This is a genomic window from Paenibacillus sp. P22 (genome assembly GCF_000469945.2).
Lineage (GTDB): Bacteria > Bacillota > Bacilli > Paenibacillales > Paenibacillaceae > Paenibacillus_O > Paenibacillus_O humicus.
Genome location: NZ_CBRA020000014.1, coordinates 1 through 16,034, shown reverse-complemented (window position 1 = coordinate 16,034; position 16,034 = coordinate 1). Strand labels below are relative to the sequence as shown.

The following is a 16,034-nucleotide window of genomic DNA, read 5'->3' as shown; positions in this document are numbered from 1 at the left end:
CGGGAGCATGGCTGTCTTCCTTTGTTTCATGGCAGGCCGGGCTCTCCCGGGCGATTGGACGCCGCGCTCTTGAAGTCGTGACCGGCAAAACCTGAAATGTCCGGGCCGCGGAGATCTAGTTGTTTTCCAAGTATCGAAGGAAGCGGAGCTGATCGGGGAAACCGGCTCCGATCCGTCGCAGGGTTTGGAGCCGCAAACTGGGTACTGTGTTTTGGAGCGGAGTCTGCTACAATGAGGGATGACTTTCAACAATTTCATAGCTGCTTTTATGGTGCCTGCGCGGGTATTTCGGCCTGCGGGGCTTAATAGGGAAGTTCGATGGAAATTCGACGCGGTCCCGCCACTGTGAAGCCGAGCGGCTGCCCGAGGCATCCACTGTCCCTGCCGGGATGGGAAGGAAGGGCGGCGCGATGAAGCGAAGCCAGGAGACCTGCCATAAAAAGCTTGTATCATAGCTTCCCGCGAGGATGGGAGGGAGAGCTGCGGGCAGCGGCTGTTTGCCTGTATGCCTGCCTGCGGCGAGGCATCCCTTTCGGACATCTTTCACGTGAAAGATGTCTTTTTTGGCTTGTCCGCTCCGGGGAGGACGCGGGCATAGAGGAGGCTTCGGAACATGAACGGAAAAAACGGCTTGAATAAAGCTGTCGGAATTATCGCCGCGATAATGATTTTGGCAGGGACCGCATGGCTGTACGGTGCCGGACCGCTGGCGAAGCCGGCGGAGCGGCAGGAAGCCTCGCAGCCGGGAGCGTCCGCTGCCGGGCTGAATTCGGAATCCGGCGCCGCTGGAGGACTTGCATCGCCGCAGGCGGAAGAGGGGCAGTTGCCGGCGGCCGGAAGCCCCATGCCGTCCCCGGCAGCAGCGGAAACGCATCGACAGGCCGGAGGCCTGCTGAAATCGTACGAGGAAGCGCGGGAGTGGATCGAAGGCCTCATCGGCTTCGGCATCCGTCCGGGCCTGGATCGGATGAAGCTGATGATGGAGCGTCTCGGACATCCCGAACGCCGGCTCCGCTTCATCCATGTGGCGGGAACGAACGGCAAAGGCTCCGTCTGCGCCTACCTGACCGAGGCGCTGACGCGCGGAGGCTATGACACGGGAACGTTCACGTCGCCGTATATCACCAAGTTCACCAACCGCTTCCGCTATAACGGCCAGGATATCGAGGAGGAGACGCTGCTGCGGCTGGCCAACGAGCTGAAGCCTCTCGTGGACGAGATCGCGGCTACCGAGCACGGCTCCCCGACGATGTTCGAGGTATCCACAGCGCTGGCGATCCTGTACTTCGCCAAGGTGACCTACCCGGATTACGTCGTCTGGGAAACCGGCCTCGGAGGCCGGCTGGACGTGACGAATATCGTGACGCCGGTCATCTCGGTCATCACGAACGTCGGGCATGACCACATGGACGTGCTCGGCAGCTCCATAACGGAAATCGCGTCGGAGAAAGCCGGCATCATCAAGCCCGGGGTCCCGGTCGTAAGCACCGTCGAGGATCCGGAGGCGCTGGCGGTCATCCGCGCGGCGGCAAGCCGCAGCAAGAGCACGCTGTACCAGCTCGGCGAGCAGTTCTCCATTCAAGCGCTTGAGGTGTCAGAGGCCGAGCAGAGCTTCGCGTTCCAGGGCCTGTTCCGCTCTGTGAGTCCGCTGACGGTGACGCTTGGCGGCGCCCATCAGCGCACCAATGCCGCTGCCGCGGTCATGGCGCTTGAGGTGCTGCGCCAATACTGCGCCTTGCTGGTCGACGACGAGCAGCTTCGCGCCGGCCTCAAGGAGGCTGCATGGCCGGGCCGCCTCGAGATGGTGAGAAGCGAGCCGCGGCTGCTGCTTGACGGCGCGCATAATCCCGAAGGAGCGGAGTCGCTGGCGGCGGCGCTCAAGGACGTCTTTAAGTACCGCAAGCTCCATCTCATGATGGGAATGCTGGAGAACAAGAATCATCGGGATGTGCTGCGGCATATACTCCCTATAGTGGATACCTTTGTCATTACGGAGCCCGCCTTCCGCAAGGCGATGCCGGCCCCTGCTCTTGCCGAGCTGGCACGCTCGGAAGCGGCGGAGCTCGGGGTTTCGCCGGAAATCGTGGTCGAGCCCGATTGGACCGCTGCGCTGCGGCGCCTGGAAGAGGCGGCGGGTCCGGAGGACCTGTCCGTCGTAACCGGCACTCTTTATTTAATCGCCGATGTCCGCACCCGGGTGCTTGGGCTACCGGATTCTGAAAAAGGTTGGTGACCGTCATGACGACTACAGCAGAGCACGTACATTTTATCGGAATCGGCGGCTACGGCATGAGCGCGATCGCCCGCGTCATGCTGGAGATGGGATACAAGGTGACGGGATCCGACGTTGCGCGGGCGGAGCTGGCGGAAAAGCTGGCATCCAAGGGAGCAAGCATCTATATCGGCCATGACGCAGGCAACGTCAAGGGGGCCGATCTGGTCGTCTACAGCACGGCGCTGTCCAAGGACAACGTGGAGCGGCGCGCGGCGGAGGAGCTGAAGATTCCGGTGCTCCATCGCTCCCAGATGCTGGCCAGGCTCATGAATGCGGGCAAGGGGGTCGCCGTCGCCGGAGCGCACGGCAAAACGACGACCTCCTCGATGATCGCTCTCGTCATGGAGAGCTGCGGAGCGGATCCGACCTACATCATCGGCGGCGAAATCGTCAATGTCGGCACGAACGCCAAGGCGGGCAAAGGCGAATATGTCGTAGCGGAAGCCGACGAGAGCGACGGCTCCTTCCTGCATTACCATCCGGCGATCGCGGTCGTCACCAACATCGAGCCGGATCATCTGGAGAACTACGACGGCGATTTCGCCAACCTGAAGAAGGCCTACGTCCAGTTTCTCACCCAGGTCACTCCCGATGGAAGGGCCGTCGTATGCCTGGACGATCCGATCGTCCGCGAGCTGCTGCCGCAGGCGGCAGGCTCCCTTCCGTCCGAACGCATCCTGACCTTCGGCATCGACGAGGAAGCGGAATTCCGCGCATCGGACATCGTGCTCGGCGACCGCAAGGTGGCGTTCAAGCTTTCCCGTTCCGGCAAAGAGCTCGGCGTCGTGCAGCTGTCCGTCCCTGGACGCCATAACGTGTATAACGCGATGGCGACGCTGATCACCTGCATGGAAGCCGGCATTCCGTTCGGCGCGGCAGCTGCCGCGATCAAGGAATTCATCGGGGCCAAGCGCCGCTTCCAGGTGCTGGGCGACGTGAACGGCATTCTCGTCATCGACGACTACGCCCATCATCCGACGGAGATCCAGGCGACGATCAGCGCCGCCAAGGCGACCGGCAAGCGGATCGTGGCCGTGTTCCAGCCGCAGCGCTATACGCGCACCTTCTTCCTGCTGGAGCAGTTCAGCCGGGCTTTCGCCGAAGCCGACGAAGTGATCATCACCGACATCTACTCCCCGGCCGGCGAGCAGCAGATCGAAGGCATCAGCTCGCAGCGGCTCGTGGAGATGATCGTGGAGAACTGCAATGCCAATACACGCTATCTTCCGACCAAGGAAGAGGTGCAGGCCGAGCTGTCGAAGCAGGCTGCGCCCGGCGATCTCATCATTACGATGGGAGCCGGAGATATCTGGAAGGCCGCCGACGGCCTCGCGCGCGAGCTGCGGGAGCGGCACGGGCAATAACATCGGAACAGCAGAAGGAAGAACCTTCGAAACGGCCTGATGCAGGCTTTTTCGGAGGTTTTTTTTCATGCCGGAATCCGGTTCCTCGCAGAGATGCGGGGCCTCCCGCCTTTTCCACCCGCTGCAGCTTCCGCTCTCGATCCTGCCTATCAATCTCTATATCCTTCTTCCAAAACGAGGAATAACTCTATCGTTCGGACATAGATTAGAGTAAGAACCCGGCATGGCAGGAGGAATGGAACATGACGAAATCGCGGATGACCTATCGTCCGGACGGTCAAGGGAAGCTGGTGCAGGATCAACGCAAATCGCCACCGGCTGCAGGGAGCGGGCAGCGTGCCGCCGGAGCGGAGGCTCCGGACAAGGGACAGGCGCCGGCGCAAAGGCAAAGGCAAAAAAAAGATCAAGCGCTTGGGCAAGGCCAAGTGCTTTCACGGGAGCAGCCAAAGGACCAACCGCAGGCAAAGGAACAGATGAAAGCAAGAGAGCCATTGCAAGCAATCGCACAGCTGCAGCCGAAGGGCCGCTTGCAGGCGGAAGAACAAAAGAAAGCAAAAGAGCAGTTGCAAGCCGTAGAGCTGCAGCCAAAAGGCCAAATGAAGGCGAAGGATTTTCCGCTCCGGCATGGGGGCGCGCGCCAAACGGGCATGCGCAAGCAGGCATCGCTGCCGCCGGATTGGAGTCCGGCGCCTGCGGAGTCGCTTTCATCCATGGAATTCACAGCGGAATACAAAGCATGGGAAAGCCCCTTTCAGGATGACATCGACAGGTTGGAAAGCCTCATCCGCAAGGAAGACGGGCGTCCGGCCGGAAGGCAGTTGCCGGCTGACGCCGCACCTGCACTGGAAAAACGCCGTGCCGGCAACACCTTCGGAGCGGAGGGGCTCCTCGAAGCCCCATCACTCACACCGGATGAAGTCCAGGCTCTCTCCACGGACGAGCGCCTCGACGGCCGGGCTGCCAGGCCCGGAGAGCGCCGCAGCACGCCGCTCCCCGATCCGGGCATTCTCTCCGAATGGCCGCAATGGCCGGATGCGGAGCCTGTGTCCGCGGCAGGAACGGAGCTTTTCGAAGGGCCCGTCATCGATTTGGATGAAATTCGCGCATCAAGGAAGCTTAAATCCGTCCCCGCTCGTCGTATAGAAAGCGGAAGCGCGGGCGGCAGCCGCAGAGGCCCGTCCTGGCCGGCGGTCCTGCTGTCGGTTGCCGGCGCGATAGCGACCGGAGCACTCTTCGGCTACATCGCTTGGCACTCTTCGCAGGCGGCAGCGTTCTCCCCGCCAAAGACGGCGGAGCCGCCGGAAACACGGCTTCCGAGCCGGCGTCCGCTCCTGCGGCATCGCCTCCGGCAAGCGGCGCCGGTTCTCCCGCCGTCAAGACGGAATCGTCAGCAGGCGGCGCTCCGGCTGCTGCCGGCGCTGCGGCGGACGTTCAGGCGGATTGGCCGCAGACGGCTTTCAGCCTGCTGCAGTACGGCGTCTTCTCGGCCAAGGACAGCGCCGCCGCGGCGGCGTCCGAGCTGAAGGCCGGCGGACTCGGCTCTGCTTCGGCAAAGGCGGACGGCGGCTACCGCGTCTACGCCGGCATCTCGTCGAAGCGCAGCGGCGCGGAGTCTCTCGCTGCTTCCATCTCCGGCACGGAAGTATACATCAAGGAAGTCTCGCTTCCCGCGGCCGGCAAGTTTCGTTTCGCCGGATCCGAAAAGGATGCGAAGGCGTTTGGACCCGCGACATCCGGGCTGATCGCGCAGCTGGCCGACATGACGCTGGCCTCTGCGAGCCAGGCGAAGCCTGGCGCTGCGGACAAGAAAGCCATGGCGGAATGGGACAAGCAGCTGGCCTCGTGGCGGCAAGCCTATGCAGCCTTCCGTCCCGGGGTACAGGGCAAGGAGTCGGCGGCCGCGGCCGATAGCCTGGAGTCGGCGGTCAATCTGGCTGCCAAAGAGCTGGACGCCTATAATGCGGCTCCCTCGAAGGCGCGTTTGTGGACGGTGCAGAGCCGATCGATGGACGTCTTCTTCGGACAGCGTGCGTTGATCGAAACCTTGCAGCCGTAAGGGGAGACAGGTTCTTTACATTGTAAAGAACGGAGGCGATCGCGTATAATGAGGCCAGGTGTCAATCATTGGCGAGAGGCGTTGAACCATGAAGAAAAATGGCTGGACGCTTCTCTTCTTTATCGTGCTTGGACTTGTCGCAGGAGCGCTTGCGAACCGCTGGCTGAAGGATGTGCCGGGGGTGTCGGCGCTGACGCGCTCCACGGATATCCGCTGGTCTCCCGCCGCCGATCTGGGCGTCCTCAGCTACAGCCTGGACGTCACCATCCAATTCAGCCTGATCAGCCTGCTCGTGCTCGTGCTTGCGCTGTGGCTGTACCGCCGCCTCTGACCGGAGGACATGGCGGACCGTTATCGAAGAGGAGCATTATGGAAGAGGAGCATTATCGAACATGAACGATGTCGCTATACCCGATCGGCTCGTACTGGCCTCGGCGTCCCCGCGGCGCCGGGAGCTGGTGTCTGTCCTCGGACTTGAGCTTCCTGTCCGCCTGCTTCCTACCGGGGCGGATGAATCCGTCGCCGGGACGCTCTCTCCCGGAGAGATCGTCCTCGAGCTTAGCCGGCGCAAGGCCGAGGCCGCTGCCGACGCGCTTCGCGGCGAGCAATCCGCAGAATCGTCCTCAGGGAACGATCTCGTGCTCGGCGCCGATACGATCGTCGTGCTGGACGGGGCGGTGCTCGGCAAGCCCGCGGACCGCGAGGATGCCGTGTCTGCCCTGATGGCGCTGAGCGGCCGCACGCATGAAGTCTATACCGGCGTCACCCTCCTTTCCTGCCCGGGAGATCGCGCCGTCAGCCGCTGGCAGCGTACGCTGGTCACGATGAAGCCGTTCGGCATCGAGAGCGCCCGCCGCTACGCGGCTACGGGAGAACCGCTGGACAAAGCCGGCTCCTACGGCATTCAAGGCGTGGGCGGCGTGCTGGTGGAGAAGATCGAAGGCTGTTATACCAATGTCGTCGGCTTGCCGCTGCCGCTGCTTGCGGACATGCTGGCCGAATTCGGCATACACGTCATTTAATCTGCTGCTCCCGTGCCTGCGCGCTGCGCCAGGACGGGGGCTTGAAGGCGGTCGGGTCCAATGTCGGTTCCATCAAAAGGATTAAGCCTGCGCGAGCTTCCTAGCGAAGAACGTCCGAGAGAGCGCATGATCAAGTACGGAGCGGAAGCGCTCAGCCATGCCGAGCTGCTGGCGATCCTTCTGCGGACGGGAACGGCGTCGGAGACGGCGGTGCATCTGGCCTCGCGTATTCTGGCCCAGAGCGGCAGCCTGCGCGGACTGGTGGACATGGGGACGACGGAGCTGACGCGGATCAAGGGCATCGGTCCGGCCAAGGCGCTGCAGATCCGGGCCGGCATCGAGCTCGGCAGGCGGCTTTCCCAGAGCCGCCGCGGAGAGGCCGTCGTCGTGCGGAGGCCGCAGGACGCGGCGGATTACCTGATGGAAGACCTTCGCTATCATAAGGTGGAGCATTTCGTCTGCCTGTTTCTCAACACCAAAAATCATATCGTCGCGCGCGAGACCATATCGGTAGGAACGCTGAATGCATCGCTTGTCCATCCGCGGGAAGTATTCCGCGAGGCGATACGGCATGGCGCGGCTTCGATCGTCTGCGCCCACAACCATCCGAGCGGAGATCCGACCCCGAGCACCGAGGATGCGGCGCTGACGCGCAGGCTGGCAGAGGCGGGAGAACTGGTCGGAATCGACGTGCTGGATCATATTGTCATCGGCGATGGAGTCTTCATTAGTTTGAAGGAACAAGGCCTCTTGTAATATAATGAATAGGATTGCCGCATTTCAGAAGGGAGTTTGACCATGTTCGGAGGCTCTAAGGATTTAGGGATTGACCTGGGTACCGCCAATACGCTCGTGTATGTCAAAGGAAAAGGAATCGCTGTCAGGGAGCCGTCTGTGGTGGCCCTGCGTACGGATACAAAAACGATTGAAGCTGTCGGCGAGCATGCCAAGAAAATGATCGGCCGCACGCCCGGCAACATCCGCGCTGTCCGTCCGATGAAGGATGGCGTCATCGCGGATTTTGAGACGACAGCCACTATGATCAAATATTTCATTCGCCAGGCGCAGAAGCAGCGCGCCCTGTTCCCGCGTCATCCAAACGTCATGATATGCGTGCCTTCGGGAATTACATCCGTCGAGAAGCGCGCCGTCGAAGACGCGGCCAAGCAAGCAGGAGCGCGCGAGGCGTTCACGATCGAGGAGCCGTTCGCGGCGGCGATCGGAGCCGACCTGCCCGTATGGGAGCCGACCGGCAGCATGGTCGTCGATATCGGCGGCGGCACGACGGAAGTCGCGGTCATTTCGCTCGGAGGCATCGTGACGAGCCGTTCGGTCCGCATCGCCGGAGACGAGATGGATGAGGCCGTCATCCAGTACATCAAGCGGCTGTACAATCTGATGATCGGCGAGCGCACGGCCGAGCAGCTGAAGATGGAGATCGGCACGGCGATGGCGCTGGAGCAGTCGGAGACGATGGAAATCCGCGGCCGCGACCTCGTGACGGGGCTGCCCAAGACGCTGTCGATCACTTCGGACGAGATTACGGAAGCTCTCGCGGATACGATCGCGGCTATTATCGACGCCGTGAAGATCACGCTCGAGAAATGCCCGCCGGAGCTGTCTGCGGACATCATGGACCGCGGCATCGTGCTTACCGGCGGCGGAGCGCTGCTGCGCAACCTGGACAAGCTGCTCTCCCGCGAGACCGGCATGCCGGTCATCGTAGCCGAGAATCCCCTTGACTGCGTAGCGATCGGCACGGGCCGCTCGCTCGACAACTTGCATTTATTCAAAAACAGAGGCGGCTCCAGGTCCAAGCGCTAAGTCGCAGGAGGAGCGGATGAATGAGACGGGCGGGTGAACGGTTTGTTTAAGCATTTGCGGAACAGGCGGCTCTTCGTTCTCATGATCAGCTTCATTCTTTTCATCGCGGTCATCGGCGTGTCGATCAGCAACCGCTCGGGGCTGACCGCGCCGGAGAAGTTCCTTCGGGATACGACCGGATTCGTGCAGCAATGGTTCTACAAGCCCGCTGGCTATATGGCGGGCTTCTTCCAGGATATCGGAAACTTGCGCGCCATGCATGAAGAGAATGAGCAGCTGCGCATGACAGTAGCCGCCTATACGAGGGACAAGGTGAAATTCAATGCGATGGAGCAGACGAACCAGAGCTTGCAGGAGCTGCTGCACTTCACCGAAGCCCAGAAGAAGATCAACGATTACAAATTCCTGTTCGCCCAGGTCATCGCGGTCAGTCCGGATCCATACAACCAGACGCTGACGATCAACCTCGGCTCCAAGAACGGGATCAAGGAAAAGATGGCCGTCATAACCGACGAGGGCATGGTCGGCATCATCAGCAAAGTGTCCGAGGTCACCTCCACGATCATGCCGCTGCTTGAACTGAACGACCAGGCGCCGGGAATATCGGCGACGGCGCTCGGCAAGCAGAAGCAGTCGTTCGGCATCGTCAGCAGCTACAACAAGGAGACGCAGATGCTTCAGATGACGAAGATCGCGGCGGACGACCCGATGACGAAGGGCGATACGATCCTGACCTCCGGACTGAACAATGTCTATCCGGAGGGGCTGGTCATCGGGACCGTAGAGTCCATTCAGGACAGCGACTTCGGCCTGACCAAGACGGCCAGCATCAAGCTGGCTGCTGATTTCGATCATCTGAACGAGGTGCTTGTCGTCCAGAAGCCCGAGGCGATCCAATGAGGATGCAAGGCATCGTAGGCTTGACCTTCCTGGCCTTCGTCGTGCAGTCGACGATCGTGCCGTGGATCATTCCGGGCGAGTTCGCCGGGCGAATCGTTCCTCATTTCACGCTTGCCGTCGTGCTCTTCGCGGCCATGTACCACAGCCGGCACTCCGCTCTGCTGCTCGGAGCGGGCTTCGGGCTGCTGCAGGATGTCGTCTTCCGCGGGCATCTGCTCGGCCTTCATGCCTATGCGATGGCTCTCATCGGCTACCTGTTCGGGCTGCTGCTCGAGAGGCGCCGCAGCACGATGATGATGGCGCTTGTCGTCGTCGCGTTCGGCACGCTCTTATATGAACTTGCCCTTTATTTTGTCTACAAGGTGTTCCAGTTCACGCAGGAGTCCCTGTCCTGGGCGCTGGTCGACCATATTCTTCCCAGCCTGTTCCTTCAGCTGGCATTCGCACTGGCGGTGTATATCCCGCTGCGGAGATGGTTCCAGAACTTGGCCATGAACCGGTACAGCAAGAAAGAGCCTGAATGAAGCCATGCATGAAGGAAGCAGGAAACCGCCTTCCGCAAGCCGAATTGAGTACGTCAAGGAGGGACGGATGTGACCGACAAACAGCGTATTACGATTAAGGGAGTCAAGGACGGTCTCATCTTCCTCTTTGACGATCAGTGCGAGCTTTCGGAATTGATGGAAGAGCTCCAGTTCAAGCTGGAAAAATCCCACCAGCAGCTGCTTTCCGGGCCGCTGGTGCATGTGCATGTGAGGCTGGGCGCGCGCAGCCTGGAGGAGGAAGACAAGGAGAGAATCCGTTCCTTGATCCGCCAGAAGGGGAACCTGCTTGTCCAGTCGATTGAATCCGAAGCTGCCGCCGAAGAAGGCGATGAGGCCGGAATGCAGGCGTTCAAGCTTATGACGGGAATGATCCGTTCCGGACAGACAGTGGAGCATGATGGAAGCCTGCTGCTGCTCGGCGACGTGAACCCCGGCGGCACGGTCCGCTGCACCGGGGATATATATGTGCTCGGCGCTCTTCGCGGAATGGCCCATGCGGGCTGCGAGGGCCGTGAAGAAGCCATTATCGCCGCGTCGCTGCTGCGGCCGACGCAGCTGCGCATTGCGGATGTCATCAGCCGTCCTCCCGAGGAATGGATGTCGGGAGACGCCTCCATGGAGTATGCCTACCTGGAGGACGGGCGGATGCAGATCGACAAGATGAACCAGCTCGCGCGGATGCGCAAGGAGACGATGCTGTTCAAAGGGGTGTAAAGGCATGGGAGAAGCAATCGTCATCACATCGGGCAAAGGCGGAGTCGGCAAGACGACGACATCGGCCAATCTGGGCACCGCCCTTGCTCTGCTGGGCAAAAAAGTGGCCATGGTCGATACCGATATCGGCCTGCGCAATCTGGACGTCGTCATGGGGCTTGAGAACCGGATCATCTACGATCTCGTGGACGTTGCGGAAGGGCGCTGCCGCCTGCAGCAGGCGCTCGTCAAGGACAAGCGGTTCGAGGAGCTGTACATGCTGCCCGCCGCCCAGACGAAGGACAAGTCCGACGTCACGCCGGAGCAGGTCAAGGACATCGTCCTGGAGCTGAAGCGGGAGTACGATTATGTCATCATCGACTGTCCGGCCGGCATCGAGCAGGGCTTCCGCAACGCGGTAGCCGGCGCCGACCGGGCGATCGTCGTCACGACCCCCGAGAATGCCGCCGTGAGGGACGCCGACCGGGTGATCGGCCTGCTGGAGGGCTCCAAGGTTCCGGCCAAGCTGGTCGTCAACCGCATCCGCCCCGCGATGGTCAAGAGCGGGGAAATGCTGGACATCGACGAGATTTGCCAGGTGCTGGCCGTCGACCTGCTCGGCATCGTTCCGGACGATGAGAGAGTCATCAAGGCTGCCAACTCCGGCGAACCGACCGTCATGGATCCGAGCTCGCGGGCTGCGATCGCTTACCGCAACATCGCCAGGCGCATACTGGGGGACATGGTTCCGCTGATGCAGCTGGAAGAGAGGCCGGGTAGGCTGCGCAGGCTCGTGAAGTTTCTGGGAATGGGATGAACGTAAGTGCTCAATAGACTCAAAAAAATGGATGTCGGCATCCTGACGCTGCTAGTGTGCTTCATGGTGGTCAGCGCGGTGCTGCTCTACAGCGTCGGCGACGGGGATCCGAAGTATGCCGGCTACTATAAGAAGATGCTGCAGTTTTATGTCGCGGGGTACATTCTGGTGACTTTCGTCACCTTGGTGGACTACCGCATTATTCTCAAGTTCTGGTATTATTTTTACGCCGTCGGCATCGCGCTGCTCGTCGCCGTCTTTTTCCTCGGCTCCAAGGTGAACGGCGCGACCGGGTGGTTCAAGCTGCCGGGCGGATTCAGCTTCCAGCCGGCCGAGGCGTTCAAGATCATCATGATCATCGTCGTGGCCTACATGCTGGGACGAAGGCAGGGTGACAAGCTGCTGTTCACGCAGGATCTCCTGCCGATCGCGGTGTTGGTCGGGCTGCCCTTCATGCTTGTCGTCGTCCAGCCCGATCTCGGCAATGCCGTCATTTATCTGGTCATCCTGCTCGGCATGCTGTGGATCGGCAACGTAAAGTACTCGCATGTCCTGATCGGGCTTGTATCCGTCATCGGCGGCGCTCTTCTGTTCGTGACGCTGTTCACTTCCTTCAATGCCGAAATCAAGGACTACGCGGAGAAGCATGGCGTCAAGCACTGGTACGAGCGGATCAACACCTTCGTCGATCCGACCAATGCGGACAAGGACGAGGCTTACCAGGCGCGCAACGCCAAGATCGCCGTCGGCAGCGGCGGCTTGACGGGAGACGGCTTCCTTCAGGGCGATTCCAAAAATCGCGGCGCAGTTCCATATACGTATTCGGATTCCATCTTTGTCGTCATCGGCGAGGAGTTCGGCTTCCAGGGCTCGGCCGTGCTGCTGCTCCTGTACTTCCTGCTTATCTACCGGATGATCATCATCGCCTTCCAGTGCCTGGACCTGAAGGGCTCGTTCATCATCATCGGGATTGTGTGCATGTACGTGTTCCAGGTGTTCCAGAACGTAGGCATGATGATCGGCATCATGCCGATCACCGGCATTACGCTGCCGTTCGTCAGCTACGGCGGCACGTCTCTGATGCTGAATATGCTCAGCATCGGCATTGTTTTCAGCGTTCGGGCGCATCAGGAGAAATATCAGCTCGAGTAGCCGAAAAAAGAAAAACTCGCAAATCTTGCATAGAGATTCCCTTGAGGATGTCGGAGAAGGAGCTGCTGAGCTTCTGGCCGGCATTCTTTTTCTTTTTCTCGATGACATGCTTGTTTGGCCGGGAAAAAACGGCCGAATGCGTACAAAGCCGTGATCGATTGGAAAGCATTCTTGGGCACCTCTCCTTTCCGAAGGAGCCGCCACAAGTTGAGCCGTACGGGACAATCAAACCAGCACTAGAGTCTTCCGCAGACGGGAGGCTCTTTTTATTTTGCCCGCTCGCCTTGTGCCTGATCCTGCTGCAGCCAGGGGGTGGCCAAGTCCGTCCCGCACCGTCCGCATACTTGGATAAGCCCGCTCATAAGGATAAGGAACAAGCCTCCGTCATCTTATCCGGCGGCGGAGATTCCGAAGGGAGCGGGACAAGGATGGATGCGGGAAACAAGGGACGGTTCGATGCCGATTATTCGACCCGGCGCCGCTTGAACGGCGGCCGCAGGCATGAGGAAGCGGAGGCGATCGGGACGGGCAACCGCGAGCGCCGCCAGGAAAGGATCCGGGAGTTGACGGAGAGCGGTCCCGGCGCGGGGATGCGTCCGGCTCCCTCTCGGTATGAAAAGGATACCGAGACTGGGCGCGCCTCGTCCGGCTCGCCTCGAAAGCAAGGGGCGTTCGGCTCCGGCCCATCCGCCCAAAACAACGGAGGCGCAGGCGGCGCAGGACCGTACGGCACCCGCGTGTATGCTCCGCCGCCGGAAGCGTTTGACGCCGAGCCGGACGAGCTGTGGCAGGAAGCCTGGCCGCTCCCTTCCGAGAAGGATCCCGAGCTGGAATGGAAGCGCAGCGCCAACCCGTGGCAGCGGCTGGAGGAGGCGAGCGGCAGCCTTTCGGCTCCTTTCCGCAAGCAGGAAGGGAGGACGCCTTCATCCGGGCGCCGCTCCGGTTCCGGCGGAAGCCGCCAAGGAGGCGGCGGGACCAGCGGCTTCCGCCAGGAGCTCCAGGTGAAGCTGCTGCTCTCCGTCGCCTTGTTCGGGGCGGTATGGGGGCTGTTCCAGCTCAGCGGCGGAGCCGCGAGGCAAGGGCAGGCGCTGGTGACCGAAGCGCTGACCGAGCAGATGGATTTCACGCGGATAGCGGGCTGGTACAACCAGGTATTCGCAGGAGCGCCGTCCTTCATTCCCGGCTTCGGCATCCGGGACGGGGAGCAGACGGCAAGCGTAGGAGGGACGGTCAAGCCCGAAACGGTATCGCCGCTTGAAGGCGGCGCCGTCGTGAAGACGTTCGCCGAGTCGCTGGGCGGCGTGGAGATGGCGGGGCAGGCCGGAGGAGCGGTAAGGGCGGCCGAGCAGGGACGGGTCCAGGTCGTCTCGGCCGACGACGCCAAGGGACCGACGATCGTCATCCAGCATGCCGACGGCCGTACGACCTATTACGGCCAGCTGGGCGAGGCAGGCGTGCAGGTGAACGATTGGGTGACGGCCGGACAGGTGATCGGCAAGATGGGATCCGCGGCAGCGGACGGAAGCTTGCCCCTGCTCTATTTTGCGGTGAAGGACAACGACCGCTACGTCGACCCGGCGGAAGTGGTTCCGCTTGATTAACATCCGGGGAGTGAGGTGGAGCCTTCATCCCTTGTTCGCGGTGCTGATGCTGCTGTCGGTGATGACAGGCTATCTTGCCGAGCTCCTTACCCTTTTCACGCTCGTTTTCGTCCATGAGCTGGGACACGCGGCGGCAGCCTATGGGTACGGATGGACGATCAGGGAGATCAAGCTGCTGCCGTTCGGAGGCGTAGCCGAGCTCGAGGAGAAGCCGGGAGCGCCGGCGCGCGAGGAGGCGGTCATCGCGCTGGCAGGACCGCTCCAGAATGTATGGATGGCGGCAGCGGCCTGGGGGCTGGGCTCGCTTGGATGGATGGACGCGGGCTGGGCGGACTATCTGCTGCGCGCGAACCTGCTCCTGCTCGCCTTCAATCTGCTGCCGATCTATCCGCTGGACGGCGGCAGGCTGCTCCGGATCGCCTGCGGGCTTCGCTTTACCTTTTATTCGACGCTGAGGCTGACCGCATGGACCGGAATGGCGTTCAGCCTCGTCATGATCGGCTACGCGCTGCTGCCGCAGCTTCACCGCAGCAGCGGCATCCAGGCCAATCTGCTGGCGGTAGGGCTGTTTCTGCTGGCGACCAACTGGACCTACCGGAAGCACATTCCGTTCCTATTCCTGCGTTTTCTCGTGAACAGGGATCGCGGGGCGAGAAGGCGGATTCGGGAAGGCGTCCGGGCGAGGCCGATTGTCGTGACGCAGCGGCATCCGGTCTGGACGACGGCGAGGCTGTTCCTGCGGGACCATTATCATCTCGTCTACGTGATGGAAGAGCGGGGCCGGATCGTCAAGGTGCTGCCGGAGCAGAGGATCATCGAAGGATATTTGACGGGAGACCGTGCAGTTTCCGACCTTTTGAGGTAGAATAAGAGGCAAATCGAACGGTCTTGCAAAGACCGCGGGGGGCAGGTGTCACCGTCATATCATGAGGACAATGCTGATTCAGGCGAACGGTGCGCTGCTGCAGACGGCGGTGCTTCAGGGCGGGCGCGTCATGGAGTTTTTCATGGAGGATGCATCGGAAGGCGGTTTGGTCGGCAATATGTACAAAGGTCGCGTCGTCAACGTGCTGCCTGGCATGCAGGCGGCATTCGTCGATATCGGCCTGGCCAAAAACGCGTTTCTGTATATCGACGAGCTGCTCCATCCTGCAGCCGATCACGGCAAGGACAAGCCGGCCATCGCGGACCTGGTCCGTGTCGGCCAGGAGCTGCTCGTGCAGGTCATCAAGGAGCCGATCGGCGGCAAAGGAGCGCGGGTAACGACCCAGTTTTCCTTGCCGGGAAGATGGCTTGTCTACATGCCGGGCGCGGATTATGTCGGCGTATCCAAGAAGATCGGAGCCGAGAGCGAGCGCAGCAGGCTCCGAGGCGTCGGCGAGGAGCTGCGCAGAGGCAGCGAGGGCATCATCATGCGGACCGTGGCGGCCGGCGAGAGCCTGCATTCGCTGCGCCATGACCTGATGCAGCTCAGGGAAAGCTGGGAAGCGGTGGTGAAGAAGGCCAAAGGGCTCAAGCCGCCCCAGCCGGTCCTTCGCGAGGCGGCCTTGATGAGGCGGACATTCCGCGACGTCTTCACGCCGGGCACCGAGGTGTACTTCGACGATCGGTCCCGGTACGAGGAGGCGCTGGGACTGGTCCGGGAGCTGGCGCCGGGCAGCGAGGCGCGGCTTCACCTGGCGGACAGGCAGGGCGGCAAGACCCTCTTCGAGCAGCATGGAATCGCCGAGCAGCTGAGCGCGGCCTTCCAGACGCGGATCTGGCTGCCGAGCGGCGGCTACCTCG

15 protein-coding genes and 1 riboswitch are annotated in these 16,034 nt (G+C 61.6%); all 15 genes read left to right on the top strand.

The window, feature by feature from the left end:
• Window positions 1–252: 252 nt before the first annotated feature.
• Window positions 253–453: riboswitch (cobalamin riboswitch) on the top strand.
• Between the two features lie 391 nt (window positions 454–844).
• Entirely contained in the window at window positions 845–2,233 is a 1,389-nt protein-coding gene (locus BN871_RS04255) for a folylpolyglutamate synthase/dihydrofolate synthase family protein (protein ID WP_048744796.1), read from the top strand.
• A gap of 5 nt (window positions 2,234–2,238) precedes the next feature.
• Window positions 2,239–3,639: a UDP-N-acetylmuramate--L-alanine ligase gene (murC, locus tag BN871_RS04250; protein ID WP_048744795.1), complete on the top strand. Its 1,401-nt coding sequence runs from the start codon at window positions 2,239–2,241 to the stop codon at window positions 3,637–3,639.
• Window positions 3,640–4,885: 1,246 nt separating this feature from the next.
• Window positions 4,886–5,695 carry a hypothetical protein gene (locus tag BN871_RS04240; protein WP_021880677.1) on the top strand — a complete coding sequence of 270 codons (810 nt, stop codon included), beginning with the start codon at window positions 4,886–4,888 and terminating at the stop codon, window positions 5,693–5,695.
• An 88-nt stretch (window positions 5,696–5,783) separates the two neighbouring features.
• On the top strand, window positions 5,784–6,026 hold the full coding sequence (locus BN871_RS04235) for a DUF4321 domain-containing protein (RefSeq protein ID WP_021880678.1): 243 nt from the start codon (window positions 5,784–5,786) through the stop codon (window positions 6,024–6,026).
• A gap of 61 nt (window positions 6,027–6,087) precedes the next feature.
• The gene (locus tag BN871_RS04230) at window positions 6,088–6,717 is read left to right on the top strand and encodes a nucleoside triphosphate pyrophosphatase (RefSeq protein ID WP_048744777.1); all 630 of its coding nucleotides are present in this window, start codon (window positions 6,088–6,090) and stop codon (window positions 6,715–6,717) included.
• A 60-nt stretch (window positions 6,718–6,777) separates the two neighbouring features.
• A complete protein-coding gene (gene radC, locus BN871_RS04225; RefSeq protein WP_021880680.1) occupies window positions 6,778–7,473 on the top strand; it encodes a DNA repair protein RadC in 696 nt (231 codons plus the stop codon).
• Between the two features lie 42 nt (window positions 7,474–7,515).
• Window positions 7,516–8,541: a rod shape-determining protein gene (locus BN871_RS04220; RefSeq protein WP_048744776.1), complete on the top strand. Its 1,026-nt coding sequence runs from the start codon at window positions 7,516–7,518 to the stop codon at window positions 8,539–8,541.
• 81 nt (window positions 8,542–8,622) lie between these two features.
• The gene (gene mreC, locus BN871_RS04215) at window positions 8,623–9,441 is read left to right on the top strand and encodes a rod shape-determining protein MreC (RefSeq protein ID WP_048744794.1); all 819 of its coding nucleotides are present in this window, start codon (window positions 8,623–8,625) and stop codon (window positions 9,439–9,441) included.
• A gap of 2 nt (window positions 9,442–9,443) precedes the next feature.
• Entirely contained in the window at window positions 9,444–9,965 is a 522-nt protein-coding gene (mreD, locus tag BN871_RS04210) for a rod shape-determining protein MreD (protein WP_232312800.1), read from the top strand.
• 69 nt (window positions 9,966–10,034) lie between these two features.
• Complete coding sequence (locus BN871_RS04205; RefSeq protein ID WP_021880684.1) at window positions 10,035–10,700, top strand: septum site-determining protein MinC; 666 nt, start codon at window positions 10,035–10,037, stop codon at window positions 10,698–10,700.
• Between the two features lie 4 nt (window positions 10,701–10,704).
• Window positions 10,705–11,496 (top strand): septum site-determining protein MinD, encoded by a 792-nt coding sequence (minD, locus tag BN871_RS04200; protein WP_021880685.1) that lies wholly within the window; start codon window positions 10,705–10,707, stop codon window positions 11,494–11,496.
• 6 nt (window positions 11,497–11,502) lie between these two features.
• The gene (locus tag BN871_RS04195) at window positions 11,503–12,648 is read left to right on the top strand and encodes an FtsW/RodA/SpoVE family cell cycle protein (RefSeq protein ID WP_021880686.1); all 1,146 of its coding nucleotides are present in this window, start codon (window positions 11,503–11,505) and stop codon (window positions 12,646–12,648) included.
• Between the two features lie 428 nt (window positions 12,649–13,076).
• A complete protein-coding gene (locus BN871_RS04190) occupies window positions 13,077–14,249 on the top strand; it encodes a M23 family metallopeptidase (RefSeq protein WP_198158003.1) in 1,173 nt (390 codons plus the stop codon).
• A complete protein-coding gene (locus tag BN871_RS04185) occupies window positions 14,242–15,114 on the top strand; it encodes a M50 family metallopeptidase (protein ID WP_048744773.1) in 873 nt (290 codons plus the stop codon). The genes BN871_RS04190 and BN871_RS04185 overlap by 8 nt, the downstream gene beginning before the upstream one ends.
• A gap of 61 nt (window positions 15,115–15,175) precedes the next feature.
• Window positions 15,176–16,034: ribonuclease E/G (locus tag BN871_RS04180; protein WP_048744793.1), on the top strand; the 859-nt coding region annotated here is incomplete at its 3' end.